The sequence below is a fragment of the Nocardia sp. FBN12 genome, from assembly GCF_054031145.1.
The window spans coordinates 203,574-227,728 of sequence record NZ_CM132926.1 but is presented as its reverse complement, the minus strand read 5'-3'; the positions used below and the strand labels follow the sequence as shown (position 1 = coordinate 227,728).

Annotated in this window: 36 protein-coding genes; 4 read left to right on the top strand and 32 right to left on the bottom strand. The window is 63.1% G+C overall.

Annotation, left to right across the window (positions count from 1 at the left end):
• Positions 1-15: 15 nt before the first annotated feature.
• The 22 genes from ACWZHB_RS01220 to dut form a co-directional block, all read right to left on the bottom strand.
• Positions 16-1,101 (bottom strand): DUF932 domain-containing protein, encoded by a 1,086-nt coding sequence (locus tag ACWZHB_RS01220; RefSeq protein ID WP_427906096.1) that lies wholly within the window; start codon positions 1,099-1,101, stop codon positions 16-18.
• Between the two features lie 88 nt (positions 1,102-1,189).
• Positions 1,190-1,612 (bottom strand): hypothetical protein, encoded by a 423-nt coding sequence (locus ACWZHB_RS01215; protein ID WP_427906095.1) that lies wholly within the window; start codon positions 1,610-1,612, stop codon positions 1,190-1,192.
• Complete coding sequence (locus tag ACWZHB_RS01210; protein WP_427906094.1) at positions 1,609-1,911, bottom strand: hypothetical protein; 303 nt, start codon at positions 1,909-1,911, stop codon at positions 1,609-1,611. The genes ACWZHB_RS01215 and ACWZHB_RS01210 overlap by 4 nt, the downstream gene beginning before the upstream one ends.
• 31 nt (positions 1,912-1,942) lie before the next feature.
• Complete coding sequence (locus tag ACWZHB_RS01205; protein WP_378766279.1) at positions 1,943-2,095, bottom strand: hypothetical protein; 153 nt, start codon at positions 2,093-2,095, stop codon at positions 1,943-1,945.
• Between the two features lie 126 nt (positions 2,096-2,221).
• Positions 2,222-2,503 carry a hypothetical protein gene (locus tag ACWZHB_RS01200; RefSeq protein WP_427906093.1) on the bottom strand — a complete coding sequence of 94 codons (282 nt, stop codon included), beginning with the start codon at positions 2,501-2,503 and terminating at the stop codon, positions 2,222-2,224.
• Complete coding sequence (locus ACWZHB_RS01195; RefSeq protein ID WP_427906092.1) at positions 2,500-2,781, bottom strand: hypothetical protein; 282 nt, start codon at positions 2,779-2,781, stop codon at positions 2,500-2,502. Before ACWZHB_RS01195 ends, ACWZHB_RS01200 begins: the two co-directional genes overlap by 4 nt.
• Positions 2,782-2,874: 93 nt before the next feature.
• Entirely contained in the window at positions 2,875-3,348 is a 474-nt protein-coding gene (locus ACWZHB_RS01190) for a hypothetical protein (protein WP_427906091.1), read from the bottom strand.
• 25 nt (positions 3,349-3,373) lie between these two features.
• On the bottom strand, positions 3,374-4,093 hold the full coding sequence (locus ACWZHB_RS01185) for a hypothetical protein (RefSeq protein WP_427906090.1): 720 nt from the start codon (positions 4,091-4,093) through the stop codon (positions 3,374-3,376).
• A 44-nt stretch (positions 4,094-4,137) separates the two neighbouring features.
• Complete coding sequence (locus ACWZHB_RS01180) at positions 4,138-4,347, bottom strand: hypothetical protein (protein WP_427906089.1); 210 nt, start codon at positions 4,345-4,347, stop codon at positions 4,138-4,140.
• A gap of 73 nt (positions 4,348-4,420) precedes the next feature.
• On the bottom strand, positions 4,421-4,759 hold the full coding sequence (locus ACWZHB_RS01175) for a hypothetical protein (protein ID WP_427906088.1): 339 nt from the start codon (positions 4,757-4,759) through the stop codon (positions 4,421-4,423).
• 43 nt (positions 4,760-4,802) lie between these two features.
• Positions 4,803-5,231: a hypothetical protein gene (locus ACWZHB_RS01170; RefSeq protein WP_427906087.1), complete on the bottom strand. Its 429-nt coding sequence runs from the start codon at positions 5,229-5,231 to the stop codon at positions 4,803-4,805.
• Between the two features lie 63 nt (positions 5,232-5,294).
• Positions 5,295-5,747: a hypothetical protein gene (locus ACWZHB_RS01165; RefSeq protein WP_427906086.1), complete on the bottom strand. Its 453-nt coding sequence runs from the start codon at positions 5,745-5,747 to the stop codon at positions 5,295-5,297.
• Positions 5,744-5,947, bottom strand: a complete 204-nt coding sequence (locus ACWZHB_RS01160) for a hypothetical protein (protein ID WP_427906085.1) — start codon at positions 5,945-5,947, stop codon at positions 5,744-5,746. The genes ACWZHB_RS01165 and ACWZHB_RS01160 overlap by 4 nt, the downstream gene beginning before the upstream one ends.
• A gap of 93 nt (positions 5,948-6,040) precedes the next feature.
• Positions 6,041-6,376, bottom strand: a complete 336-nt coding sequence (locus tag ACWZHB_RS01155) for a hypothetical protein (protein WP_427906084.1) — start codon at positions 6,374-6,376, stop codon at positions 6,041-6,043.
• A gap of 93 nt (positions 6,377-6,469) precedes the next feature.
• Complete coding sequence (locus ACWZHB_RS01150; RefSeq protein WP_427906083.1) at positions 6,470-7,216, bottom strand: hypothetical protein; 747 nt, start codon at positions 7,214-7,216, stop codon at positions 6,470-6,472.
• A gap of 140 nt (positions 7,217-7,356) precedes the next feature.
• Complete coding sequence (locus ACWZHB_RS01145) at positions 7,357-7,848, bottom strand: hypothetical protein (RefSeq protein ID WP_427906082.1); 492 nt, start codon at positions 7,846-7,848, stop codon at positions 7,357-7,359.
• A gap of 51 nt (positions 7,849-7,899) precedes the next feature.
• Entirely contained in the window at positions 7,900-8,346 is a 447-nt protein-coding gene (locus ACWZHB_RS01140) for a hypothetical protein (protein ID WP_427906081.1), read from the bottom strand.
• 131 nt (positions 8,347-8,477) lie between these two features.
• Positions 8,478-8,942 carry a hypothetical protein gene (locus tag ACWZHB_RS01135; RefSeq protein WP_427906080.1) on the bottom strand — a complete coding sequence of 155 codons (465 nt, stop codon included), beginning with the start codon at positions 8,940-8,942 and terminating at the stop codon, positions 8,478-8,480.
• A 623-nt stretch (positions 8,943-9,565) separates the two neighbouring features.
• Positions 9,566-10,291, bottom strand: coding sequence for a hypothetical protein (locus ACWZHB_RS01130; protein WP_427906079.1), 726 nt, complete (start codon positions 10,289-10,291; stop codon positions 9,566-9,568).
• Between the two features lie 997 nt (positions 10,292-11,288).
• Positions 11,289-12,293 (bottom strand): class 1b ribonucleoside-diphosphate reductase subunit beta, encoded by a 1,005-nt coding sequence (gene nrdF, locus ACWZHB_RS01125; protein WP_427906078.1) that lies wholly within the window; start codon positions 12,291-12,293, stop codon positions 11,289-11,291.
• Positions 12,290-12,556, bottom strand: a complete 267-nt coding sequence (locus ACWZHB_RS01120; RefSeq protein WP_427906077.1) for a hypothetical protein — start codon at positions 12,554-12,556, stop codon at positions 12,290-12,292. The genes nrdF and ACWZHB_RS01120 overlap by 4 nt, the downstream gene beginning before the upstream one ends.
• The gene (dut, locus tag ACWZHB_RS01115; RefSeq protein WP_427906076.1) at positions 12,553-13,011 is read right to left on the bottom strand and encodes a dUTP diphosphatase; all 459 of its coding nucleotides are present in this window, start codon (positions 13,009-13,011) and stop codon (positions 12,553-12,555) included. Before dut ends, ACWZHB_RS01120 begins: the two co-directional genes overlap by 4 nt.
• A 159-nt stretch (positions 13,012-13,170) precedes the next feature.
• Here dut and ACWZHB_RS01110 point away from each other — a divergent pair, with 159 nt between their 5' ends.
• Together ACWZHB_RS01110 and ACWZHB_RS01105 are read left to right on the top strand one after the other, a co-directional pair.
• On the top strand, positions 13,171-13,665 hold the full coding sequence (locus ACWZHB_RS01110) for a hypothetical protein (RefSeq protein WP_427906075.1): 495 nt from the start codon (positions 13,171-13,173) through the stop codon (positions 13,663-13,665).
• A 54-nt stretch (positions 13,666-13,719) separates the two neighbouring features.
• The gene (locus ACWZHB_RS01105) at positions 13,720-14,166 is read left to right on the top strand and encodes an NUDIX hydrolase (protein ID WP_427906074.1); all 447 of its coding nucleotides are present in this window, start codon (positions 13,720-13,722) and stop codon (positions 14,164-14,166) included.
• Between the two features lie 69 nt (positions 14,167-14,235).
• On the opposite strand, the gene ACWZHB_RS01100 is transcribed toward ACWZHB_RS01105, so the two are convergent.
• From ACWZHB_RS01100 to ACWZHB_RS01055, 10 genes are all read right to left on the bottom strand, one after another.
• Positions 14,236-14,628, bottom strand: a complete 393-nt coding sequence (locus ACWZHB_RS01100; protein ID WP_427906073.1) for an inorganic diphosphatase — start codon at positions 14,626-14,628, stop codon at positions 14,236-14,238.
• Positions 14,625-15,917: a radical SAM protein gene (locus ACWZHB_RS01095; RefSeq protein WP_427906072.1), complete on the bottom strand. Its 1,293-nt coding sequence runs from the start codon at positions 15,915-15,917 to the stop codon at positions 14,625-14,627. The genes ACWZHB_RS01100 and ACWZHB_RS01095 overlap by 4 nt, the downstream gene beginning before the upstream one ends.
• A gap of 18 nt (positions 15,918-15,935) precedes the next feature.
• On the bottom strand, positions 15,936-17,483 hold the full coding sequence (locus ACWZHB_RS01090; RefSeq protein ID WP_427906071.1) for a B12-binding domain-containing radical SAM protein: 1,548 nt from the start codon (positions 17,481-17,483) through the stop codon (positions 15,936-15,938).
• A 449-nt stretch (positions 17,484-17,932) separates the two neighbouring features.
• Positions 17,933-18,250 carry a hypothetical protein gene (locus tag ACWZHB_RS01085; RefSeq protein ID WP_427906070.1) on the bottom strand — a complete coding sequence of 106 codons (318 nt, stop codon included), beginning with the start codon at positions 18,248-18,250 and terminating at the stop codon, positions 17,933-17,935.
• A 2-nt stretch (positions 18,251-18,252) separates the two neighbouring features.
• Positions 18,253-18,396 (bottom strand): hypothetical protein, encoded by a 144-nt coding sequence (locus tag ACWZHB_RS01080; RefSeq protein WP_427906069.1) that lies wholly within the window; start codon positions 18,394-18,396, stop codon positions 18,253-18,255.
• Between the two features lie 45 nt (positions 18,397-18,441).
• A complete protein-coding gene (locus tag ACWZHB_RS01075) occupies positions 18,442-19,218 on the bottom strand; it encodes an aldo/keto reductase (RefSeq protein ID WP_427906068.1) in 777 nt (258 codons plus the stop codon).
• Positions 19,215-19,805: an AAA family ATPase gene (locus ACWZHB_RS01070; protein ID WP_427906067.1), complete on the bottom strand. Its 591-nt coding sequence runs from the start codon at positions 19,803-19,805 to the stop codon at positions 19,215-19,217. The genes ACWZHB_RS01075 and ACWZHB_RS01070 overlap by 4 nt, the downstream gene beginning before the upstream one ends.
• A 32-nt stretch (positions 19,806-19,837) precedes the next feature.
• Positions 19,838-20,455, bottom strand: a complete 618-nt coding sequence (locus ACWZHB_RS01065; protein WP_427906066.1) for a 3'-5' exonuclease — start codon at positions 20,453-20,455, stop codon at positions 19,838-19,840.
• Positions 20,452-21,576, bottom strand: a complete 1,125-nt coding sequence (locus tag ACWZHB_RS01060; RefSeq protein ID WP_427906065.1) for a radical SAM protein — start codon at positions 21,574-21,576, stop codon at positions 20,452-20,454. Before ACWZHB_RS01060 ends, ACWZHB_RS01065 begins: the two co-directional genes overlap by 4 nt.
• Positions 21,577-21,637: 61 nt before the next feature.
• Positions 21,638-21,973 carry a hypothetical protein gene (locus ACWZHB_RS01055; protein ID WP_427906064.1) on the bottom strand — a complete coding sequence of 112 codons (336 nt, stop codon included), beginning with the start codon at positions 21,971-21,973 and terminating at the stop codon, positions 21,638-21,640.
• Between the two features lie 243 nt (positions 21,974-22,216).
• Between ACWZHB_RS01055 and ACWZHB_RS01050 the strand changes: the two genes are divergently transcribed.
• Both ACWZHB_RS01050 and ACWZHB_RS01045 read left to right on the top strand, forming a co-directional pair.
• Positions 22,217-23,530 (top strand): helix-turn-helix domain-containing protein, encoded by a 1,314-nt coding sequence (locus tag ACWZHB_RS01050; protein WP_427906063.1) that lies wholly within the window; start codon positions 22,217-22,219, stop codon positions 23,528-23,530.
• A 38-nt stretch (positions 23,531-23,568) separates the two neighbouring features.
• Positions 23,569-24,063, top strand: coding sequence for a flavoprotein (locus ACWZHB_RS01045; protein ID WP_427906062.1), 495 nt, complete (start codon positions 23,569-23,571; stop codon positions 24,061-24,063).
• Positions 24,064-24,155 lie beyond the last annotated feature (92 nt).

The window sequence follows — 24,155 nt, the reverse complement described above, 5'->3', positions numbered from 1 at the left end:
TTCGGGTGGGAGGAGTCAGGAGTTGGACAGGACCAGATCGAGCAGGCGCAGGGTCTTCTCGTCGGACTTGGCCTGATCGCCGTCGATGGCCCGGGTGGTGTTGCGCTCGCCGCGGGTGAGGCCGGATCGGTTGCTGGCCTCGTGGTGGTCGTAGGTGTTGGTGGCCTGGAGAACGCCCCACGCGGTGCCCGCCCACGGCGCGACGCGGTTGTCGTTGCGGTAGAGGCTGGTCAGCTTCTCGCGACGGTTCTCCGCGAGGGTCTTGGCTCGGCCGTCTTCCTCGGGGAAGGGTGCGATCTCGCCGAGGAATGCCTGCCACTGGCGCTCAGTGACGGGCATCTCGCACAGTCGCTTGATCTCCTCGGCGAACGAATCCGAGGACTCGATGATGAGGTTGAGGGCCTGGCGGGCGTCCTTGAGCTTGGTGCTCATCGACTTCGCGGAACGGCGAACCTTGTACTGCTGGCCGGTCCGCGACATGTCCTTGCGGGCCAGGCTCAGGGTGTTGTCGCAGACTACGACCGTGTTTCCGCGACCGTAGGTGGTCGCCATGCTGCTGTCGTGGGAGGAGTAGGCGGTGATGTGGGAGCGATAGGCCACTCCCTCGGGCGTCTTGAACGTCTCGTGCGGTTCGAGCTGAACCCAGGCCTGCGCCCCGCCTCGCAGCACTCCTGCCGAACCGATGCCCAATGAGTCGGTGGTGACGGCCAAGCCGTCGGCGGTGACGAGGTGGGCGAGGTTGTCCAACAGCCATTCCGAGTACTGGTGGATGCTGTCGGTCTTGTAGACGCCGAAGATCTGGCCGGTGACCGGGTGATAGGTCACGTTGCGGGTCTGGTCGACGATCTCGCGCATCAGCGTGCCGTCGTCACCGATGGTGGTGAAGTTGTCGTTGTCGGCGGGGACTTGGATGCGCAGCTTGGTGTTCTGGGCATCCCAGTCGAACAGGCGTCGCACGACGTCGGCGACCGGGACGAATCCGGTGTAGTGATTGGTCTCCTGGCCCTGTTCCTCGGCTCGGTAGTGCCAGGCCTTGCCGCGCTCGGCGGTCATGCCGATCAGGGTGTTGGTGTTGAGCCACTGCGAGGTTTCCATCGACATTCGGGTGCTCCTTGCATGGTTGAGAGACCCTCCAGTCGATGCTGGAGGGCCTGCTGAAAGGTGTTGGGACAGAGTCGGGTTCGGACCCCTACTCGGGGATGAGGTGCGCCAGGCGTTGAGCCGCCTTCGCGCGGGCGTCCACGGCGCGGATCTCGCGTCGTTTGCAGCAAGCGACGGCCTTGCTGATCGCCTCGAGGGTGGCCTCGAGAACTGCGGTGTCGTCGACTCCTCGGTTACGGGCCTGCGTGACCTCGTGGGTGAGGCTGACGATGTCGGTGCGGAAGTCCTCGCACCGGTCGGCCTGGTTGGCGGTCAGGATCTCTCCGACAAGGTTCGACTCGATCCTGGTGCGGATCTCGGGATCGGTGAGCATCAGACCGGCGGCAGTGATGTAGTCGAGCAGCGTTGCGCTGCGGGCGATCTCGGCGTTGTGCTGGCGTTGGGTGTTGGCCAGCTGCTGTTCGAGGGTGCTGACCTGTCTGACGTACCAGCTGTGGTCGCGATAGGTCACTCACGCACGTCCGTGTAGACCCAGGCCATGAGGTACAGGCACGCGAGGTCGGCGTCGACCTCCTCGTTGAAGTGGCGCTCGACGTTGTCGAGTACCTCCCCCAGGTCAACGCGGCGCTGAGTGAGGTACTTGAGGGTGCAGGTCAGGAAGTCTGCGAGTTCGCTGTCGTCCCAGGCCAACTCGCCCTCGATCTCGATCTCGCCGGGCCGTCCGTGTTCGGCTGCGTATGCCTTCATGGCAGCTATCACGGCGGTCTGGCAGTTGGAGTCGACAGCCTCGAGGGTTGCGGGGTTGCTCACTTTTTCTGCTCCTTTTGTTGGGCGGTTTCGGCTATACGAAAAGCGCTTCGCAAATCCCGAACATGTTTTGGTAGTCGGTGACGAAGGAGGGGAATTCTTCATCCCCACTCCAGCCTTTCCAGCCGACGAAGAAATTGCCTGTTACCTGCACAAATCGCAGGTAGTCGGCATAGAGTTCATCCACTGAATCCCCTAGAGCTGGTGACTGTCTCGAATCGTTCGGTGAAGTTACCCGGCATCTCCAACAGGGGGACGCAGGGTGTAAATCGAACACTGTCGAGATATAACGAAGGGAAATTGGTTCGGCGAATCAGAACAGTGCGAACTGTGCGGCAGGCTCACGCGTGACCAGCTGCGGCGGCACGATCGCCGCCGTTTCGTTGGCCGCGGTCGGTGGCCAGGCGATCTCGCGGCGACGACGGGTGTCGACGACACGAGCGCCCTTGTTCGGCAGGCCCACAGTGTCGGGATCGAGAACCCAGACGGTGTCCTCCAGCGGTCCCGGATACCAGGTTTGGCAGCGAAGCCGCCCGCCTGAAATAGACGGGTCGGTGTGGTTGATGGCGTCGAACTCGACCACTTGGTTCCTCACACAGCCACCACCTGATCGCGCTTGGTCGCTACCCGCAGCCACGCCCGCAGTGCTGCGAGTGTCGCCGGGTCAGCGGCGAAATCCATCCCGGTCAGGTCGATGCGGGTGGGGTCGAACGATTCGCCCAGAGCCATCGCCAACAGCGCGGCATCGCCGTCGCTCCACAGCGCCTGTGCCAGCGCACGGGCAACACCGTCACCGACGAGCACGCCGGTCTCTGCGTGCAGCGCGACCTCGCGCTGCACCTGGTCGGGACGAGAAACACGCTCGATGTACATCGGAAAGCACCTCCAGAACGGGCCCCGCAGGGCATGAAAAATGCCCCACCGTGACGATCACGGCAGGGCGTAGGCAGGGGTGGTTGACTTGAATTAGCCAGCAGGGCAGCAGGATTCAGAACTTGTTGACTCGTCGCGGCAAGCGCGCTGCTGGTCATACAAATGCGTTGTCAAGATCGCGACGGCCTCGCCCAACTCCTCGACGATGCCGAGGGGCTTGTCTTCGAGATACGCCGCGGGGCAGGTGATTCGCCACATCGTCGTGCGGGCCTGCCGGAAGATGATGTGTCCGTCGGCGAGGATGTGGCGGTTGTGGCCTTCGCGTCGACGATCCCAGTGCCCAGGCCATTTGACCGGGATGCGATCAGGTGGGACGACAGCGACCTCGAGAGCTGCGCGGCCGGCGTCGGTAGTGGTCCACCACGTCCGCTTCCGCCGCTTCGTGACGTGCTGATGCTTCTGCACCCATCCGCGCCGGGCCAGGCCGTTGAGGACGCGCCGGTCTGTCTCGTCGAGCACACCGTCGCCGTCAACCCTGGTGAGGGCGTTGAGCTGGGGCCTGGTCATCGTTGTTAGTTGACGTTTCATTGTCCTAGGCCGCCGCGAACACTTGCTCGCCCTGCACAGCGATCTGCATCGGCACCGTCTCGTGGGTCGAGGTGATCGCCGAGTCGACGGTGTCCAGGTCGATCGAGACCCGCAGTGTTCCTTGTTGATCGACATAGGCGAGAACCAGCACGCCGCCGACCTCCAGCGCCGCCGGATACCCATCCCCGGCGGGGTGTAGCTTCGCGGCCTCGTTCATGCGCCGGTACGCAGCTGCAGGGTCTGGCGTCCACCTGTCAGCTGCGATTCGCGCCTCGTAGAGCATGTAGTCCCGCTCCGCGTCGGTCATGTAGAAGCCCCAGACCGACTCAACCTCGACCTCGTCGGGGTCTTCAACGATCCACCCGCCGCATTCCCCGTCACGCCAGGCGTTGAAGATCGCCATATCGTTCGAGAGGTCCTCGGCGTCGCCTCGGGTGAAGAACAGCACCGACCCGCCGTCCCCGTCGACACGCAGGCCGTACACGACTTCCAGCCAGCGCACCACAATTCGGTAGTCCGTGCGGTGCAGGGCCTCTCGTACCTTCGTGGCGGTCACCGGGATCTCGTCGTCCTTGGACTCGTAGAGGTCATAGCGACCATGCCCGTGGTGGATGACCGCCGACATGTACATGTAGTCGCCGTTGTCGTACGGGGAATCGCAGCTGTCGTCGTGCTCGATATAGATCCGGGTGCCGTTCTCCCTGGTTTCGATCAGCTCTCGCATGGTTTCTGCTCCCGGATAACGTGGTCGGTCATAGATCTGTGCTCCTACTGCTGCTCGGCGCGCAGCTCGAATCGGACACCGTGCAGCACGGTGCTGTCGGGTCGAAGAATGTGGACCTGAGTACCTGCCGTGGAGGCCAACCCGTCAGGGCGGGCTGCCAGGGCTTGTAACCAGGTCAGGCAGTGTTGGGCGCTGCCGCGGATTCCGGTGCGCATCTCGCGCCCCGGTCTGGCCAACACGACACGGTGCTGCACGGGTACCTCCTGGAAATGGGCATAGAAAAGGCCCCCAGGTGCGTTCCTGGGGGCCTTGCCGTCCTGCGGCCGGTCATATTGTTGTTTGTTGCGGCGGTGCACCGTCGGGTGGGAATGCTTCGCGCAGTTCGTCTTCGACGAGCACCGTGCGGGTTGCGGCGATGCCGACCGACCAGCGCAGTACCGAGACGGCCTCGGCCACTGTGCGTTCGGCTGCAGCTGAGGCGACGGACCCGGTCGGTGCGTCGACGACGACCGGCACAACAGCGACGCTGGTGTTGGCGTTGTAGGTGATGGCGGTGTGGCCGAGCAGATCCGCCAACGCGATCAGCCCGTATTCGATTGCGTCCTCGCCGCCGGGCAGCGTCAGCTCCACCAGCTGCACGTCGACCAGCCACGCATTGTCGCTCATCTGCCCATGATGGCACGAAAGCCCATGTAGGAGTCTCATGGTGTCAGGCCTCGAACTCGAAACGCAGGACCTTGCCCGATTCCTTCTGCGGTCGGAGGTCAAGGCGAATCCCGGAGCTGTCGCGGGTCACTGCCAGCGAGACGAACGGCTGGGTGAAGGCGGTGAAGATGAGCAGGTCGATCAGGCCTTCCGGCGACATCAGCATCGGCATGTCGTCGAACCGAACCGACGCTGACTGCAATTGCGGGACGGGCGGGAACTCGTAGAAGGCCAGTCCGTCTGCCATCGGCGTCACCACGATCCAGCCGTTTACGGTCAGCCAGGCCCTTGCTTTGCTGGCGTCGGAATTGCCCTGCGGATAGGTGTTCTCGAGGTCCTCGACCAGATCCCGCAACGCCTGGCCGATGTCGAGTGGATCGGGATCGGCCAGGCCGTGCGTGCCGGTGTACTTCACGTTCACCGTGTTGTTCATGATCACTTCCGTTCACGAAAAGGCCCGGCCATCGGAGGTGACCGGGCGATGTCTATCTGATGGTCAAGCCGATGCCTGTTTGGCTTCGCGGGCCTCGGCGGCGCGCAGCATCGACTTGGCATGGTCGAGCTTGGGTTTGAGCGCGGTGTAGCGCTGGAGTCGGCTGTCCTCGCGGGCTTGGACTCGAGCTGTACGACGTGGGCCCAGCGCCACCCCGCCCGCTGCGGCACGGTCGGTGATGATCGGCTCGGCGAGTGCTTCCATCTGCTTGCTCAGCGCCTCACACCGTTCACGCCAGTACGACGCCGGGCGGTAGTAGCGCGGCTTGGGCTTGGGCCGCGGTGTGGTCTCAGGCAACTCCACGAGTTCCTCATCGCCGTCACGAATGAACCACGTGAGCAGTGGCTCGACCCAGGGCTTCGGCTTCACCCCCTCGCGAGGAGGATTCGCGGCCTGCCATTCAGCCGAACGTGCCGCGAGCAACTCCATGTACTCGTCCAGGCTCATCTTGCTCACGAGCGCTCACCCCGCAGGTCGATTCCCGCCGCACGCAGCGCCGCGAGGAATTCCGCCAACGCCTTCACACCCTCCGGTGTTTCGCCCAGCACCAGATACATTCCCTGCCGGTGCAAGACCCACCGGCCGTCCTTGCGTTGCAACACGGCGAACCCTTGTCGGGCCGCCGCGATGATCACATGATCCATCCAATCGGACATGGCATATTCCTCCAGAGACTTAGAGAGACAACAGAACTCGACAGTTCGGTACGGCCGCCAGGAGTACTCGCTCCTGGCAGCCGAGCCCAACGCTTAGATCCGTGCCAACCCGGCCGGGAGCAGCCAACTCGCCGCATGGGTCAGATTCACCGGCTCCTGATATGCCATGAGCCGAGATCCTTTGAAGACCAGCCCCTTCGGGCGCGGCACGCCCTGCACGGCCAGCCCGCCCCCGGCGTCGACCTGAACGATCGGCGTGCTGCGGAAGTAGCCAGAAACTGCACCGCCGAGCTGCCCGACGGCGGTGAACGTCACGCACATCGGGTCACCGTTGAACTGGTAGTCGGCCGGATTGAATCGGACGCCGAGCTGGTCACACGCACGGCGAAGCGTTGCGGCCTGGCGTGATGTCAATTTGCGGAACTCCACGAAACCCTCCTCATGGGCATGAAAAAGGGACCTGCCGAAAGACAGGTCCCACGAATGAGATTCAGTCGCAGACGCGACAGAGTCGGTGTCAGGTCATGGCTCCACGATCAGCCGGCGACGAAGATCGACGACCTCGCTGCGGCCATACCGAGACAACGTGACCACCACGCCGAGGCGGTCGGCGATCCAGTCGGCCACCTCGACGTCACCGAAGTTCGCCGCCGACGGATCACGTGGAAACTCGGGGTAGCCGTCGCGATGCCCGTAGTTCACCCACCCACCCCAGACAAGCTGGGTGAGGACGTTCTCCGCGTGGTCGGTGACCTCCCACACGCCGAGTCGATCACGCAATGCCCGCTTGGCATCGTCCAGCCCGTAGTCATCCCAGTGCTCACGCAAGGTCTGGTCTTCGGCCTGGCACCAGGCATCGCTGTCGAGGATGACCGAATCCTGTAGCGCCCGAACCACGTCGAGTAGATCCGCCGGTGCGACGTGATCCAGTTCGACCGCAATCTGGTCGAGCCAACCGTAGGACCGCGCCAATTCGCCCCACTGGTCCACCAGGTGCGCGTGGTTGCCACGGTCGATCGGGTCGACGAATCCATCTGCGTCGCGGTCGCCGGTATGGCTGAAAGCCAGGAACTCGCGTTCGTGCATCAGCCAATGCACCGCCCCGTCGTCGTCGACGACCTTGCGGTTCGGTGCCCACATCACCACCTCGCAGACATGCGGCAACGCACGCTGCCAGTCCATTCCGAATTCTTCGACCAGCACATCACGCACGGTCGGCTCGGCCTCAGTGGCCGCGACGACAGGTGCGTGGTCAACCAGCATCGTCATCTCGATCTCCTTGCACAAAAAGGGCGCCCAGGAATCCCTGGGCGCCATATGAACCCGCCAACCTGGCGGGTGAGTCTGTGTGAAATGAGGAAGGGGCACCGCCACTGTTCGGCGGTGCCCCTTCGGGGTTGTGTGTCTGACTACCGTCCGAGGTAGTCCGGCGGCACGCGGACCGTGCCGCCGTCGCGGGTGGTGACCGTCACCGACGGCACCTCACCCTCCTGCACCTGCACGGCCGCGATGACACGGCCCTCAGCGTCAGGAACTGCCTCGTGGGTGTCCTGGCTCGAGGTGACCTGTACTCCGATAGCATCGGCGGCGGTTACCGCTGAGATAACCCACCAATGCTGTTGGCCGGGAAGCGTGGCGCGCTTCCTGGTCAGCAGTTGTATCGGACTGTGCTCGGCGGTGCGGTCGGGTCGCACGATCGGGCGGCGGAAGGTGCCGACTGTTCCCACCGGTGCGCCGAAACCTGCGGCGTCCGTCGGAACGAGCACGATGATCTCGTGCTCGGCCGAGCCGAGCTGCACCACGACGGCCGATCCGCGATCGACGAGGCGTTCGGCGTGCATCGCCAGTTCAGACAGGGCTGCCTCGGCGGCGATGGCGGCAGGGTGCTCGATTGTGGTCACTGGGTGACTCCCTTCTCCTGCCATTGGTGTAGCAGACGGGACCGACATTCGTCAGCAGGCGAGCAGTACGTGGTCAGAGAACACCTGATCAGAGTCGGTGTTTCCATGCTCGGCCATGTGGTTGACCTCCGTCCAGAACTCATACAGGGTCTCGCCCGAGCACTCGGAGAAGAAGGTCTCCTCCATGACCGCGGTGGTCTCGTAGGTACGCCCGAACGCCTGGATCTCGTTGCGGCCGGTGCCGAGGTTCTTGCGGTGCAGCACATACTCGATATGCCGCGAGGTCGGCGCGGTGTTGCAGTTCACCTTGTACCCGAACGAGATCGGCGCGCGGGCAGACGGGCCGCTCTTGCCTGGACCGATTGCCATCGTGAAGCACACCACGTGGTGATCCTGCGTGAACTGCGGCTGTGCATCAGCGTGGCTCACGCCGGTCACAGTGAACAACGAACCGAACGCGATCACGCTCGCCACCTTGATCAGCTTGTTGGTCGACATAGAACAACCTCCTGGGTTGTGGATGGGAAATACTCCCGGCCGATTGACGCGGAAATAAGCGCAAGGAGTCGAAGGAGCACAGGGACTCGGGGCCGTGTGCTCGTGCCGATTGCTCGTGCTCGCAGAGCAGGTCAGAAGATGACGCCGACGACTTCGTTCGTGCCGCGACGTAGCCACACGTCGATACGGCTGCCCGGCTGGGCCACTGACATCACGGCATTGACCGCCGAGCCTTCGGGTGCCTCGTAGGCCACCATGTTCGGGCCGGTCGCCATAGTGATGCGACCGTCTCGGGTCGTCTCGCCAGATCCGCAGACCCACAAGCGCTTTCGGTCGGTGTCGACCAGCCAGCCGGTGCCGACGTAGTTCGGATCATCGGCGATTCCGACGATCTTCCCGTCTTGATTCAGCGCCAGCACAGTGGGTTTGCCCACCAGGTACATGGCGTGCAGCGCCATCGCAAGCCGCGAACGGTCGAATGCGTACGCTGTGCCGAACTGGTCCCACAGTCGAATTCCTCCGGCCGTCATCTGGACGTTGTTCACATCGACCGTGACGAACGATGCTGTACCCGCGACAGTTTCCAAAACCTTCATTGCAACTACTCCATTTCACGTCGAATGGACCGAATAAGTCCGATTGGCGGTCCGGCGCTCACACCACCGGCCGCCCTCGCACTCATCCGACAAGCGGATTACTCGGATACCTTCGCGACGCCGCTACCCGCTACGGCCGTACGTCGCGCTCACGCCCGGATTCCCTACGTGCCGGACAAGTCGACGGCACGCGAAACAGGGAAAGAATCCGGGCGGATAATTTCGCCCACACACTATTGAGTTCTCAAACAACATGCGCCTACAAGCCCGGCAGAATCGCCACCTCACAATCCGAACGGCGTGAACCGAAAGTGCGAGTGTGGGTTTTGATTCGGGATTTTCCGACCTCTCATCCGTCGGTAACCGATCACGTTCGGCCTGCCGCCCCCACGAATTGCGGAGGTTTGTCTTACTGGGTTGAGATTGGGTTTGCCCGATTGGGCGGAATGGCAGGTCACCCCATCACAGGGCCCGTACCGTGGGCGCGATTCGGTCGCACCGTTCGGAACCGACTTCACCTATTGAGCCGTAGCTCTGGCTAATGCCGGGCGGAATTAACGGGTAACTCCGGTGACGCACACTCACACGATGCGAGTGTGCGGCCCGCAATCGACCCCGTTAGGTCACTTGCGCTTAGGCTTGCCAGCGGCCCGCGCCGTATCCACGTCCGCTTGAGTCGCCGCGTGATCGACGACCGCGATTCGTTCGGCCTGCGAACGCTGGGCAATCACGGTGTCGAGCTGCTTACCCGCCTCCACACGGTTGGTCTCATGAATCGACACGATTTGCCATGCAAGGTTGTGCTTGCGATCGGCAATGTCGGTGTTGTCCTGCGCAACGAACCCCGACTTTGCGACGGCCAGTTTTTCGCGCTTATCCTTTGCAGACGCCGCCGCCCTTTCCGCCGCCGTGACCGCCCGCTTATAGCCGTTCTCGGCGACGGTCAACTCACGAGAGAACTTGTAAAAGCGGCGAGTGTGAACAGTGACCAGCGACAACGCGCGTTCCTTCGCGTTCTTGCCCTTGCCCTTTGCGATCATGCTGGCCGCCGCCGCTGCCATCTGCGCAGCAATCAACGCGTCGACAGCGAGCAAATCAGTTTCGTAGTCGGTCGCCATGCCCTCGACAGGAACAGCTAGCCACCGGTCGTTGAACTCGACAATCTGGCCCAGCAACTCACCGGCGCGGTTGACCTTGCGGAACGTCTCGGCGTACTCGACAAAGCATCCGCCGATCGTTTCGCCAAGTGGCGGCGTGTCCACCGCTTCGGTGGTTTCCGCAATGTCGACGGTTTCCACCTCGACAGTTTCGATGACGTCGGACTCGGCAACGGTCATGGTCTCGGACACTTCGGCCTACCTTCCGCCGGTCCCGTGACCGACTGGTGAGAGTTGCGGCGGGGGGAATGTCGCCCCCTGCCTGTCCGGCCTCGCTGGCCGAACAACGACAAAGCTACGCGACGTTTTGCTAACCTGTCAAATGCCCTGGTCGGATAGGGTTTTTGGGCCGAAACTACCCGACTAAACCCACCCTTAGTAAGGTCACCCTCAAAACATCCTGACCTGCATAAATGCCGAATATGTGATCAGCGCCACACTCGAGGCGCTGTCGCAGGCCGGTCGACCTGGGGAATTGGGGAAAAAATGGGCCCTGACCTGCACAAATACCCGACAATCGGACCGAAATCCCCCTGACCAGCAAGGATGCGGAAAACCCGCAGGTCAGAGCCCTGCGCCGAGGCTGTATCAATTATGCGCACACACGGGGGCACGGGCCACGCGGCGCGGCAGGCGCGACCGACCGACCGGCGCGACCGGCGCGGCAGGCGCGGCAGGCGCGACCGACCGACCGGCGCGGCAGGCGCGACCGGCGCGACCGACCGACCGGCGCGGCAGGCGCGACCGGCGCGACCGACCGACCGGCGCGGCAGGCGCGACCGGCGCGGCAGGGGGGCCGGGGGGCCTCCCCCGCAGGTCAACTAGGGCAGCGCAGTGCTCTGCTGTTCGCGGTGCATACGGGTTCCAAGGGGTCTATCGCATCCATTTCGGCCGGCGCGGGGGTTTTCGCGACGAGCCTCCCTATAAGTTCTGCATGAGCAATGAATTCGATAGCCAGCCCATCGTCGACATCCCGGAGTGGCTGCGCGAGGAGCTGGACGCGATGACCGGCGAGATCTACGAACGCACGCTCGTCGCGATGATCCGAGCACTGAGGGAGGGCGACCAGCAGAAGATCGAGCGAGTTCGACGCGCCCTTCGGCGCATAGAATCTCTCGCCCGTTCAAACCGTCACAGTGACAGCGGGTGCCCCGGCGGGCCGATCACCTGCCGGGGGCGCTTCCGCCGCCTAGAAGACCCAGTCTTCGTCCTCAGTCTCGACGGCCTTGCCGATGACGTAGCTGGAGCCCGACCCCGAGAAGAAGTCGTGGTTCTCGTCGGCATTCGGCGACAGGGCTGCCAGGATCGCAGGGTTGACGTCGCAGTCGTCCTTGGGGAACAGGGCGTCGTATCCGAGGTTCATCAGCGCCTTGTTGGCGTTGTAGCGCAGGAACTTCGCGACGTCATCGACCAGGCCGACCTCACCGTACAGCTCGCCGGCGTACTCCAGCTCGTTGTCGTAAAGCTCCAGGAGCAGCTCAATTACCCAGTCGCGCAAGATGTCTCGATCGGCCTGCGGCCAATTCTCTTGGCCGCGTTGGAATTTGTATCCGATGTAGTAGCCGTGGACAGCCTCGTCGCGGATGATAAGCCTGATCATGTCGGCGGTGTTGGTGAGTCGGCCGCGGGATGACCAGTGCATCGGCAGGTAGAAGCCGGAGTAGAACAAGAACGATTCAAGGATCGTTGAGGCCGCCTTGCGCTTCGCCGCGACGAACGTTCGGTCGTCCTGGAGCCACTCGTCACCGCGGCCGTAGTCAGTGCCGGCGCCGTAGTAGGACAGCACGATCTCTGCCTTGCGCTGGAGGTATCGGTTCTCCTCTGACCAGCGGAAAGCTTCGTCGATCTCCTTGGTGGAGCACAGGGTCGAGAAGATGGAGCTGTAGCTCTTGGCGTGTACGGACTCCATGAACGCGATGTTGGTGTACACCGCCTCCTCATGTGGGGTGGCCGCGTCCTGGATCAGGGAGACTGCGCCGACAGTGCCTTGGATGGTGTCAAGCAGCGTCAGGCCGGTGAAAACCCGCATGGTGAGCTGGCGTTCAGCGTCAGTGAGGGCGGTCCAGGATTGGATGTCGTTGGACACCGGGACCTTCTCGGGCAGCCAGAAGTTGCCGGTCAGCCGATCCCATACCTCGGCGTCCTTCTCGTCGAAGACGCGGTTCCAGTTGATGGCGCGAGCGATCGTGGTCATAGCTCCCACTCCCGCGGATCCGCGTCGGCACCTGTTAGCACCGAGGTCACCTTGGCCTGTTTGCCGTGGCGGTGGTCATCGAGTTGCCGGTCGGTGAGGTGTAGTCGGGGCGGGATGTCGCCGTAGCTGACGAGATGAATGTCTGTGATGTCGTCGGTGCTGTACCCGCAGCAGCCGCAGCCGCCGTCGGGGATCTCCACTTCGAGATCGCCGGAGGTCTCGCGGACCTTGTCGAGGTGGACGATCAGTTCGGTGATGTTCACGCGGCAATCTCCCGGCCGGAGCCTGTTGATCCGAATCCGTCTGCGCCGCGGATGGTCTCGTCGAGCTGGTCAACCTCGACGAGTTCAGGTAGTTCCACGGTCTGGACGAGCAGCTGCGCGATGCGGTTGCCGCGCTTAATCATGACCGTTTCCTCGCCGTGGTTGATCAGGCAGACCTTGATCTCGCCGCGGTAGCCCGAGTCGACGGTGCCCGGCGTATTGAGCACGGTGACGCCAGACTGTGCAGCCAGACCTGAACGTGGATGGATCAGGCCAACGGTGCCGAGTGGCAGTGCGATCGCGATGCCGGTGCCGATCAGCGCGCGGCCTCCTGGCGCCAGCAGGACATCGTCAACGCCGTGCAGGTCGATGCCCGCGTCGCCGGTGTGGGCGCGACGCGGGCGGGGCAGCTCGGGATCGAGCTGGATGTAGGGGATGCGGAGCGGGATGATCACCAAGCGAGGCTAAGTCACTGTTCGCGCCGGGGAACGGCAAGTGTAAACGGCACGGCCACTGCTCATCACGATGGTCGCGGCCGGATAGTTCCCAGATCCATCGCCGTGCGACGATCCAGCTGCGCCGCCGGCCTCACACCCCAGATGTACAGTGGCAGCGTGCATTACCTGCGACTGGCGGCGAGAATCATCTCCTCGTCTACAGCGTTCCAGATCGCCTACCTGGCTGTCACCTCATCCATGGCCGCACTCCTGCTCTTTCTGGGCTCGTTCCAGGCGGGCGTGGCTTTTCTGCTCATGGCTGGGCTGTGGTGGTGGTCGATGGTCATCCATGTCGAGCGCCGAAAGCTAGTCCTGCTGCTGGAGCGGCGCAACGAAAGTTGGGCCGCAGATGGGTTGAAGGAGGACATCCCGCTCGAGGAATTGGATCGGTCGCAGACATGGGCCCGGGTGTACCGCGATATCCTTTCGGTAAGTCTGCCGTTGCTGATACTTTTCGTGGCGTGCCTGGTTGGGGTCGTTCTTGGCCCGATTATCGGACTTTCGGCGATGTTCTTCGTGATCGGCGCCGCTGCATCCGTCGAGACGATGACGACCAAAGCACGTCGGAACTTCGTCGTCGCCCGCCTCACGCGCGGGTGCGTGCCTCGGTAAACAAGGTGGTCCAGGCCCGCGCTCAGTTCGGGCATTCGAGAGATGGGGATGGCAATGGCTGTGGCCAGCGTTGAGCGACACAAACTGATCGGTGATGTGCATTTGCTGCTCACTGACGAGCAGGGGCGGATCTTGTTCGGTCGGCGTGCCAACACCGGTTTCGCCGATGGCGCCTACCATCCGCCGTCCGGGCACCTGGAAGCCGATGAATCTGTGGTCGACGCGCTGGTGCGTGAAGCGGCCGAGGAGATCGGTGTCCAGATCGCGCCGGGTGATGTCGAATTCGTCCACGTCATGCACAACGCCTCATCCGGCGGGAGGGTGGCGTTCTTCTTCCGGGCGACTCAGTGGCAGGGCGTGCCGGAGAATCGTGAGCCGGACAAGTGTGACGCGTTGGAGTGGTTCGCGATGGACTCGTTGCCGATCGAGATGATCCCCTACTGCCGAGACGCGCTGGACCGTATCGCTTCCGGGGAAACCATCTCGATGTACGGCTGGTAGGGGGTGCCGACGGCGCCCCCTCTTACGGCCGCCTCGACGCCCCCGCTGGCCAGCTTCCGGTCGAGCCACTCAACTTCTTAGAATCACATACCGGCCGGGGATCTCCTGGAACTCGACGGCAGCCGCGATATCGCCATCACTGGGAATTTCACTTTCAGCTGGAATGACAATGAGCTTGTCATCGTCATCTCCGCTGCGGTGGATCACTGCCACACAGACCCCCGACGCGGCAGCAAGCGGTTCAGGTTCGCCGAGGAAGTAGCCGTCGAGTTCATCACCATCAGGCGCAGTCGTTCCAGGCACGAAGCCGTAGTTTGCTTCGTAGCGGAAGCCGTGGACCGGGTGCCGGCTACCGAGTGGCCGGTCGATCGTCAGTTCCACCGACCGCCCCAGGTAGCCTCGCGCCATTTTCAACGACACAGAGTCGTCGTCGCTGGTAGGCGGTGGTGCAGTGCTGCTCATTGCCCGATCTTAGCTGCGTCGATGGGTAGTGGTTTGCCGATCCACGTGCACAGGTAGTCCATGTGGACAAGCCTCTGGTCGGTGGGCAGGGTCGGGTTCTGTGGGAATACCTCGGTGGGGGCGATGTCGCGGGGGCAGTATGGATCGCGAGCGAACAGGGACCGTTGTCCGGTGGTGTGTGCGTTGTGCAGGTAGGAACGGCCGGCGCAGCCTCCCCGGCACGAGTGCAGTAGCGAGCAGCCTTCGCAGCCTGGAATGACTTCGGGGTGGGCGTTGCGGCGGCGGAAGGTTTTGAACTGGTCGGAGGCGATGATATCGGCGAGGTCGTCGACAACGAGGTCACCGACCTTGTAGTCATGCAGGTACACGCACGGTGAGACCGGTATCCGTCCGTCCGGGGTAATTGAATGGATGCGGAACGAGGTCCGTCCGCACGGGCACCCTTTCGCACCGGCGAATCCGGTCACCGCTGCGATCGGCGGCTCGCCGAGGTCGATGGGTGAGCATCGGGCGAGCAGGCGGGAGAATCCTGCGTAGTACTGGTCGGCGGGTAGCGCTGATTCCATGTGCGCCTTCTCTACCGGTTTGATCGGGTTGATTCGGATGTGGGCTTGGTGGGCTCGCGCGATCTCGACGAGGGCGTCGATGCGGTCGGGGGTGAAGTTCCAGCCCATCGCGCACATGATCACGCTGTGCGGAATCCCCTGTTCCACACAGAGATCCAATGCCGTGATGGCCTGCTTGTAGAGTTTGGCGCCGCGGTTTTTGTTGTGTTCGTCGGGGTAGGGCGAGTCCAGGCTGACGTCGACGTCGTTGAGCTTTTCGAACGCTGATCGGTGATCACGGGCGAGATGGATTAACGTGATTCCCGAGGTCGTGAGCCCGACGGGGATGCCCGCGTCGGTCAGACCGTGGATGATGCGGGGCAGTAGCGTGTCCTTCGGGTTGGGGCCGTTGGTGAACAGCGGCTCGTTCCCGCCCAAATTCACGGTCTCTACCCCGTTGATCGCCAGCTGCTCCACGATCCGGTCGATGATTTCCGGGGTGAAGTCCATGCCCTTGTCACGGGCGGTCATCGAGTAGCAGTGAGTGCACCGGTAGGGGCAGTCGTTTCCGAGTGTCCAGCCGATGTTGCGGATCGTGGTCGGGCATTCGTCGAGTTCGGGGTGTTCAATCGGCCCGACGTCGGTGCGTCGGAAGTGTTCGGTGGCGTCGATCACTGGCAACGCCGTTTGAGTGGGCCGCTCCCACGGGAACGTTTGCGGCACAGGGATTCCGAGGTCTGTCATGGTGTCCTCCTGGGGAGCTCAGCACAGGAACGGGTTGTCCTGGCCGTCGTAGATCAGGCCAGCTGCGCGGTAGGCAGTGGCGGTGCGTTGGGCGAGGCGCTGGTACCAGCCGCGGGTTTCCTCGACCCGGGCGGTGGTGAACTCGGCGGCGTCGGCTTCGCTGGCGCCGCCGGCCGCGAGGTCGAGCGCGGCGCGGAAGAATTCGAGATCTGTGCGGCGCAGCGCGATCGACAGCTCGCCGAAGATCTGCCGATGAATCGGGGCTATGGCCTTGGGTGCCGAGAGGGGGTCGATGGTTTCGTCGTAGACGCGCGAATGACTCTTCTGCCATTGCTTGAGCGCGACTCGCACGATGCGGGCCGCCGGATCTGCGACCTGGTAGGCGTGGTTTCCCAGCCCTGCGGTTCCCGGTGTCGCTGTGTCAGATGCGCCGAGCAAGCCTTGGCGGTCGAGGCGGCGGGTCAGGTTGGTGCCGGTCGCGGCGTACATTTCGGTGAACACGCCTTTGGAGATGGTCCAGTCGTGGGCGCGCATCCCGGCCCAGTTCTGCTCGAGTTCGTCGAGGGTGGTGGCGTGGTCGAACAGAATGTGTCCGGCCTGGACGTATATACCGAGCTGCCGGAATTCGGCGAGGGCGGCGAGGTTGGCGTCGAGGTCTGCGCGTTTTGCCATGCGCGCCAATGCGGTTGGCGCGAAGTTCTCGATCCCGCAGGAGAACGACCAGAACCCCGCGCGCGCGAGTCCGGCGAGCACAGCCGGGGTAGCGCGGTCGGCGCGGATCGACCCGCGCAGCCACATCGCTACTCCGCGGCGCTCGAGTTCGTCGGCGAGCTCCGCGCACCACGATGCGTCTCGTGGGGGTTCGATGAGGCTGTCGTCGATGACTTTCACGTGCCGGACACCGCGGCTGTGGAGTTGTTCGAGTTCGCTGGCGAACCCGGTGATGGAACGTTGCCGCCAGGTTGGCCCCCGTCCGGCGAGTCGCTCGAAAGCGACGATCGAACAGAAAGTGCACGACGCTTGGCATCCGCGTGAGGACTGTACGTGAACCAGGCTTCGCCGGGCAGTGGTCAGGTCGAGGGTGTCGCGCGAGGGGAACGGCAGGCTGTCGAGGTCGGCGATGGTGGGGCGGGCTCGATTATGTTGGGGGCCTTGGCTGGTCGTGAAGCTGATCCCGGCGATGTCTTTCAGATGCTGCTGCCCGTGGACGTAGTGGTCGGCGAGTTCGATGATTGTGTGTTCGCCTTCACCGCGGACGACGACGTCGAATCCTGCGGTCAGGAAATCTTCGGGGTGGAATGACGGCCCGAACCCTCCCGCGATGATCGGCACCTCGCCCAACTGATTGCGGACTTGGGTGGCGGTTTTCAAGGCCGACTCCATATTCGACCGGTAGCAAGCGAATCCCAGTATCGTCGGTCGTGCCTCGATGATCTGTTGAGCCAATTCCTCTGTGTCGAGCCCGGCTAGCCAGCCGTCAATGACCTCGACTCGGTAGCCGGCCTGTCGTAGTGCTGCGGCCAGGTAGCCCAGGCCGAGGTTCTCTTCGGCGGTCCGATGCGTCACTGGTGCCGGGGTCGCCAACACGACCGTCGTACACGCGTTTATGCGGTTAGCCGGGAGTTGGAAGGTGTGCGGCTTCATGGTCCCCCTGTCAGGTTCTATCGCAATTTCGGGCTGATTTCACGGTGCAAGTGGGTGGCAGATCTGAGCTGACCTGCCACCCACTTGCTTAGGCATTAGCCATTCAGCCCGAGGGGTGGCTGATTGGCGGGAGCCTATTCGCCGGAGTGGTTTGTCAATGCTCAGTTGAGAAGTATGAAAACGTGGCCGATGGTTCGTTGATTGGCTGATCTGGCGGAACATATGCCGCCATACCCTCCGCAATTCGACGAATGAACTCGATACTGAACTCAGGGCCCGCAGTTCCCGTTCGTTTTGGAACCTTCGTCGCGTTCGGAATACGTTTGGGTAGCACAGTTTTCTCCTGCTGTTCGGACTAATACTCGCCCATGTCAGAGGATTGATCGGCGACGCAGTGAACGTCGGTTTTTGGACTCGAGCAATTCGATAGCGGCGTTTTTCCTCGGGCACAGCCATGGTGGGCACATGGCGTGTAATTGCGATTCTCGGTGTGCCCGCTCAAGCGTCATCGGTTCCTCCGGTGCCGTGTGGTCGAGCAGGTCGAGCAGTTCGTAGTAATAGAACGGCTGGTGTCGTCGACGGGTCACGATCTTGGGCTCGAGGTCGCCGTAATCCGAAGGGGTGAGGCAAACGATCAACACGCCGATGGCAACGACAGATCCGAAAGCGGTGAGGAGTCCCAAGACCATGGTCATCCTCCTTCGATCAAATGCGGCGTGTCCGTGACGAGTCCCCAGTCGATGAGGTCTTGGATGCAGGTCTGCACCTCGTGGCAGAGTGCGAGGGCACGGTCCTCGTCGGTGCCGGTCTCGTCGGTCACGCTGGTCGCTTCCATCGCGGATGGTTGGTTCGTCAGGGGTTCAGGTGGGTTCACGTCGAGCTAGCTTCCGACGGCCACGTTCGCTTCGAGGTGATCGAGGTTCACGGTTCCCGGAATCGGTAGAACGCTCGGCGATTGTTCGAGCAGCCACCGCAGTGCGATCCGCGGGATGAGGGACTGATGGCCGGCGCCGAGCGGGGCGTAGGGCACGAATGCGATCTGGTTCTGTTCGCAGTAGGCCAGCACGTCGCGATCACCGCCGACAGCGAGGTTGAATCGGTTCTGCACTGCGGCGATCGGGGTGATCTTCTCAGCCGCTTGGATCTGGGGAACGGTCACCTTCGAGAGGCCGATGTGGCGGATCTTGCCCTGCTCACGCATCAGTTCAAGGGCCCCGATCTGGTCGTCGAATGGCACTTCCGGGTCGACGCGGTGCAGGTAGTACAGGTCCACGGCGTCGACGCCGAGTCGGCGCAAGCTCATCTCGAGGCACTGCCTCAGATACGGTGGCCGACCAACAGGTGACCATCGGTTCGGTCCCTGCCGGGTCAGCCCGCCCTTAGTCGCGATGACGAGTTCTCCGCGGTACGGATGGATCGCTTTGCGGATGATGGTCTCGACGGTTGCAGGCCCATAGGCGTCGGCGGTATCGAAGTGGTTGACACCGAGTTCGACTGCGCGCCGCAGTACCCGGATTGCGTTGTCGATGTCGGCTGGCTCTCCCCAGTGACCGGGGCCGGTGAGTTGCATAGTGCCGAAGCCGATCCGGTGGACCGGCAGGTCTCCGCCGATGCAGAACGTGCCGCTCGTCGCGGCGGGTAGGGTGCTGATAGTCATCTGGAACCTTCCGCGTCGTGTTCGACACCGTCGAGACGGCCCTTTATGAAGGCCAGGGTTTCGACAATCGCTCGGCTGTGCCCGTCGGCCGGCAAGGTGTCGTGCTCAATGCCGAGCCGTTCGTGTACCTTCGCGACGTGCCGGTCAGCGAGCGCACGGAACGCCAAGTCGGTGCCGCGGGGTTTGGTGAGATCGAGCGGGATCGTCGGGTCGAGGATTGTCCGCAGCACCAGGTCGTAATGGCGCGAGTGGTGGAGGACCATCTGTTCGAGTTGGTGCATGTTCGTCGGATCGGGCTGCTCACCGCGGAATTCGAGGGCCGCTTCGTAGTAGCCGAGGGCATCGGACACGGGCCGGTCGATCAGAACGACGTCGGCTTCGGCCCAGGCCTGGGCTTCCAGGGACATGCCGCGGGAGATGAACCACAGCGTGGATGCCGCGGTGTGCTTGTCGAGAATCGGCAACCCGAGCTCGACCGCTTCGGCACCGAGGTCCTGGACGAACGCGACTTCGATGCGGTCACGATGCAGCTGCTCAGCCAGCCGCTGCAAGGTCGTGCTCTTGCCGGTGGAGTGCGTGCCCGTCACTGCGACAGTGACGGGACGCCCGAAGTTTCCGGTCACCACAGCCGCCCTTCGGGCTCTCTCGGCGGAACGTATTCGGCGGGCGCCGCGGCCTCGACCAGCTCATCCCAACTGAACTTGCTTTCCTCGACCAGGCGCACGAGCAGCTGCCAGGCCGCCCAGGTATCCCATCCGGCGCGATGGTGCCCATGGTCGGCGATCGCGGTGTCGTCGAGTTCTGCGTGGGCAACCAGCTTTTCCAGCGAGTAGCCGCCGACCAGACCCGGCCAGACTGCCTTCGCCAGTCGCAGCGTGTCGAGCACCATCGGCGGTGTCCATTCAGGCAAGTGCTCAGCCAACACTCGACGCTCTACATTCGCGTTGTGGGCGACCAGAATCCGATCGTTCAAGGCCGTGCTGATCACGTCGGAGACGTCCTGCCATGTCGGGCAGTCTTTGACGTCGGCGTTGGTGATGCCGTGGACCTTGCGGGTGACGATGGGTGTGATCGGGCGGGCTGGTCGGATCAGCCACGAGCGCATTTCATCGACGACGACGGTCTCCCCTGACGCGGGAAGGATCGCGATTTCGATGATCTCTGGCGGTGTCTGGCCGTTCCCTTCGACATCGACCGCGGCGAAGTCTTTGCCACGCAGGGTGTTCGGGATGATCATCGCATTGCCTCCTGGGTGTCCGTCCAGCCGATGTCGGCGCGACCGTGCCGGCCGATGTGGTGTGGACGTCGGATGTCGTTGACCTGGTAGTGGAGATTGTGTTGCAGGAAGTTTCGTCTGCCCTCGGGCAAGCCCTTCACCAGGACTGCGCGATCGGTGACCGTCACCATCTCGCCGCCGAGGCGACCGACCCAGGCTGCGATCGTCGACTCGTCCGGGCGCTGCCAATCGTCGGCACACCGTTGGATCTGAGCGACAGGGCAGATGTCGCAGAGTTCGCGCACGCCGTAGTGGCCGTTGTAGTCGGCGACCCCGTGTGCGTATGTCACGCCGCATGAGGTCTTGCGAAATAGCGGGGAGCCGAAACCGGCGCGATTGGCCAGGATGCGCTGCTCGAGCAGTTCAGGGAAGATCTTGCGGCTTGGCCCGTCCTCGTAAAGTTCGGGCAAGCCATTCGCCTGGTAGTACTCACGGATTTCGTCTTTGAAGAACAGACCGGTGAATACCGTGGCATGGGCATGGTGGCTGAGTTCGCGAGCTCGCTCAAGGTGTTCGTCGGAGTCGTTGAGGCCTGGAACGATGGGCCGCCAGTACAGAATGGTCCGGTATTTTTCGGCGTGCTCGTAGGCGGTGCGCAGCGAAGCGGCAGCGATGCTGGATTTGACCGGCTCGATCCGGTTGTCGTCAATGCCAGAGTGGGTGACCAGGATCGTCAGTCGAATGTTGTTGAAGCTGTTGAATATCTCGCAGTCTTCGGGGTCGATCCTCCACCGCGTGATCACCAAGACGTGATTGTTGATTCCCTGCTCGTCGAGCAAGCGGAGCATGTTGAGCGTATGCGGCTTGACGATGGGCAACATCGGGTCGGTTGCCCTGTTGAGCAGCTGAATCGGGGTGACGAACGGACGAAAGTGCTTGTTCCTCAGCAGCATTCGCACGGCAGTTTCCTCGTCCATCAGCCGCTTGGGTACCTTCATCTCATAATTTCCGAAGGTATGGCGCACGCAATACGTGCAGTCGAGGGGGCATCCGACGATCCAGTTGAGCGACAATCCGCTCTTTCGGTAGTCGATGACTCGCTGCAACTTCGGATCGAGCTGCGCTTGTTCCTCTGGGGTCATGATTCGCAATGGCCCCCGGGGCTGCGCGACTTCCAGTGGGAGGACGAGCGAACTTCGGGAATTACTCACTGAGGCACCCTTCTTGCACGGTAGAGATCTCATAGCAGTGGTCCGGTTCGACGGTGAAAACAGACACCTTGGCCCGCAACCGAGGCAGCGCGCCTTGGGGAAGGTGCTCGATGCGAGGCAGGTAGACCCTGCTGGCCTTGTGCAGCGCACAGGCAGACAGGATCAAGTGGACTGGGTCTTCGACTGAGTTCGTCCAATCGACCACGGCCGGTACCGTCCAGCCATCCAGTTCAGCCCGCGTCGTCATCAGGAGCCGTTCCCACACCTGCCAGCTCGACACCCGATCGGTATTGAGCGCGCAGATCGCGCGCAGTGCTCGCTGTGTCATTTGGCAACGCCCCTCTCGATGCTGATCCCTTGATGTTGCGGACCACCGCTACGGTGGTTTGCGCTCGGGACCTGCTATCCGAGAACCAGAGGCTTTGTCCCGGGCGCATTTTCAGTCTGTGCTGGATGTACATGCCGGGGTAGCGTTCTGGGGGGTGGCAGAGGGTGGCATTTTCCATGAGGCAGGAGTGGCATGACTAGTGGCATCTCTCCCGCAGGAGCGACATCGGGGCAGGGTGAGGGTATGAAGACAGGCGAGCTCGTGCGCGAACTGCGGTTAGCCCGCGGATGGTCGCAAAACCGTTTGGCTTTCGAGCTGACCAAGGAATCTGGCACCAAGATCCGCCGTGAATACATCTCGCGCCGTTGGGAATCCGGCGAGGTGGAGCCGTCTCCTTTCTGGCTGCGCCACCTGAGTGCCGTTTTCGGTGTGCCACTAGCAGTGGGAGACCCGGACGTGAATCGTCGACAGCTGCTTGCCAGCCTGGCAGCGACAGCTATCACGTCTACTACGGCGAGCGACACGCTGTTAGGCGCGGCACCGGGGCCGGACGCACCGCTGACGAACGTCGACGAATTCTCTGCCAGCGTTCCTGACATCGAAACCGCGCTGTGGACGGCAGGCAACGTCGACGACGGCAGTCCCGTCCGCGAGGTCGCGGAGTTGGTCGTCCTCGCAAAACGCATCACCAAACTCCAAATGGACTGTGAGTACACAACACTCGGCCCGTTGTTGGCCCCGCTGATCACCGATTTGTATCGACAGGCGCTCAATGGGAGGCCGGCTGATCGAGGTGTTGCGTGGGACGCCCTGACGCAGGTCGCATCTGAAACCTCGGTTGCGATGCGTGGTCGTGGCCATCTCGCGGTTGCATGGTCGGCGGCTCAGGCCGCCGAGTCGGCCGCGAAGAAAATCGACAGCCGACAAGGGTTGGCTGCGGGAGCGTATGTGCGCAGCCAGGTGTTGTTGGCGCGCCCCGGTTCGTTGAAGGCGGCCCTGGATTCCGCGGTTCGCACCGCCATGCTTGTCGGGCCCGATGCCAGCACTGCGCCCGAGATCCAAACGGTCGGGATGCTTCATCTGCAAGCCTCGTTGGTGACTGCGACTATGGGAGGCAGCCCGCACGACCACCTGGGTCAAGCTGCCGAGTATGCGGCCCGTCTCGATCGAACGAGCGCTGAGGATCCGGGCACGCTCGTCGGGAACGTCTCGTTCGGTTCGGCGAACGTCGCGTTGTGGAATATGACTGTGGCAATGGAGGAGGCCGACCCGGAGAGGGTGCTCGACCTTGCGCGCGAACTCGATCCCAGGTCATTGCCCACCGTCGGCCGCGCCGCACAGTATTTCGTCGAGGTAGGACGCGCCGCCTCGGCCCGCGATGACCACACCACCTCGGTCGATGCGCTGTTGCGCGCCGAGGAGATTGCCCCCCACCTGGTGCGCAAAATGCCAACCGTGCAAGAGCTGGTGGGGCACATGATGGAGAAGGCACGGCGCGAGCTGACCACTGGCGATCTGGGAGACCTCGCCTCACGGGTCGGGGTTGTGGCTCCGTAGGCAAAGACGCGCCTGAGATTGCCTGCCATGATGGGCGTATGGAAGAGCGCACTAAGGTTCTGTACGCGATGGTGACGGGTGCCGGTGGCGCGGAGGACATCGGGAAGCTGGTGGCGTTGGCGCAGGCGGATGGTTGGATCGTGTGCGTGCTCGCGTCTCCCAATGGCACACGGTTCATCGACGCCGAGGCACTAGCGGCGCAGACCGGGTACCCCGTTCGCTCGACCTTCAAGGTACCGGGTGCCGTCGACCTGCTTCCGAAGCCTGATGCGGTGATTGTTGCGCCGCTGACAACCAACAGTTTGGCGAAATGGGCTGCGGGAATCGGCGATACGTTGCCGCTCTCGCTGCTAGTCGAAACAGTCGGCGCCGGACTGCCTGTGGTGGCGGTGCCCCACGCTCGGGAGACCCAATTCAAGTTTCCCGCAGTCGCTGCCGCGCTCACCAGCCTCAGCGAGTGGGGTGTGCGCTTCATTCGGATCGCCGAGGGTGATCCCGTCCCGTGGGCCGCTGCGCTGAAGGCGCTCGACTGATTGCGGGAGCAAGCTCTGCGATCGGGTCGCGCAGCCGGCGATATTGTCGAATCGCCCTCCGCCGCGCGCCGAACCGGCGTCGTCCATACGAC

Bases quoted from the DNA above. Each gene is read 5' to 3' on its own strand.
- ACWZHB_RS01190 (WP_427906091.1), bottom strand. From the start codon at position 3,348: ATGACCAGGCCCCAGCTCAACGCCCTCACCAGGGTTGACGGCGACGGT.
- ACWZHB_RS01195 (WP_427906092.1), bottom strand. From the start codon at position 2,781: ATGTACATCGAGCGTGTTTCTCGTCCCGACCAGGTGCAGCGCGAGGTC.
- ACWZHB_RS01095 (WP_427906072.1), bottom strand. From the start codon at position 15,917: ATGACAGACCTCGGAATCCCTGTGCCGCAAACGTTCCCGTGGGAGCGG.
- ACWZHB_RS01085 (WP_427906070.1), bottom strand. From the start codon at position 18,250: ATGGTCTTGGGACTCCTCACCGCTTTCGGATCTGTCGTTGCCATCGGC.
- ACWZHB_RS01175 (WP_427906088.1), bottom strand. From the start codon at position 4,759: ATGAGCGACAATGCGTGGCTGGTCGACGTGCAGCTGGTGGAGCTGACG.
- ACWZHB_RS01050 (WP_427906063.1), top strand. From the start codon at position 22,217: ATGAAGACAGGCGAGCTCGTGCGCGAACTGCGGTTAGCCCGCGGATGG.
- ACWZHB_RS01080 (WP_427906069.1), bottom strand. From the start codon at position 18,396: ATGGAAGCGACCAGCGTGACCGACGAGACCGGCACCGACGAGGACCGT.
- ACWZHB_RS01055 (WP_427906064.1), bottom strand. From the start codon at position 21,973: ATGACACAGCGAGCACTGCGCGCGATCTGCGCGCTCAATACCGATCGG.
- ACWZHB_RS01170 (WP_427906087.1), bottom strand. From the start codon at position 5,231: ATGAACAACACGGTGAACGTGAAGTACACCGGCACGCACGGCCTGGCC.
- ACWZHB_RS01100 (WP_427906073.1), bottom strand. From the start codon at position 14,628: ATGAGCAGCACTGCACCACCGCCTACCAGCGACGACGACTCTGTGTCG.
- ACWZHB_RS01220 (WP_427906096.1), bottom strand. From the start codon at position 1,101: ATGTCGATGGAAACCTCGCAGTGGCTCAACACCAACACCCTGATCGGC.
- ACWZHB_RS01105 (WP_427906074.1), top strand. From the start codon at position 13,720: ATGGCTGTGGCCAGCGTTGAGCGACACAAACTGATCGGTGATGTGCAT.
- ACWZHB_RS01185 (WP_427906090.1), bottom strand. From the start codon at position 4,093: ATGCGAGAGCTGATCGAAACCAGGGAGAACGGCACCCGGATCTATATC.
- ACWZHB_RS01065 (WP_427906066.1), bottom strand. From the start codon at position 20,455: ATGATCATCCCGAACACCCTGCGTGGCAAAGACTTCGCCGCGGTCGAT.
- ACWZHB_RS01140 (WP_427906081.1), bottom strand. From the start codon at position 8,346: ATGTCGACCAACAAGCTGATCAAGGTGGCGAGCGTGATCGCGTTCGGT.
- ACWZHB_RS01135 (WP_427906080.1), bottom strand. From the start codon at position 8,942: ATGAAGGTTTTGGAAACTGTCGCGGGTACAGCATCGTTCGTCACGGTC.
- ACWZHB_RS01150 (WP_427906083.1), bottom strand. From the start codon at position 7,216: ATGACGATGCTGGTTGACCACGCACCTGTCGTCGCGGCCACTGAGGCC.
- nrdF (WP_427906078.1), bottom strand. From the start codon at position 12,293: ATGACCACGATCGCTCGCGCCATCAACTGGAACCGCGTCTTCGACGAG.
- ACWZHB_RS01075 (WP_427906068.1), bottom strand. From the start codon at position 19,218: ATGACTATCAGCACCCTACCCGCCGCGACGAGCGGCACGTTCTGCATC.
- ACWZHB_RS01060 (WP_427906065.1), bottom strand. From the start codon at position 21,576: ATGACCCCAGAGGAACAAGCGCAGCTCGATCCGAAGTTGCAGCGAGTC.
- ACWZHB_RS01045 (WP_427906062.1), top strand. From the start codon at position 23,569: ATGGAAGAGCGCACTAAGGTTCTGTACGCGATGGTGACGGGTGCCGGT.
- ACWZHB_RS01160 (WP_427906085.1), bottom strand. From the start codon at position 5,947: ATGTCCGATTGGATGGATCATGTGATCATCGCGGCGGCCCGACAAGGG.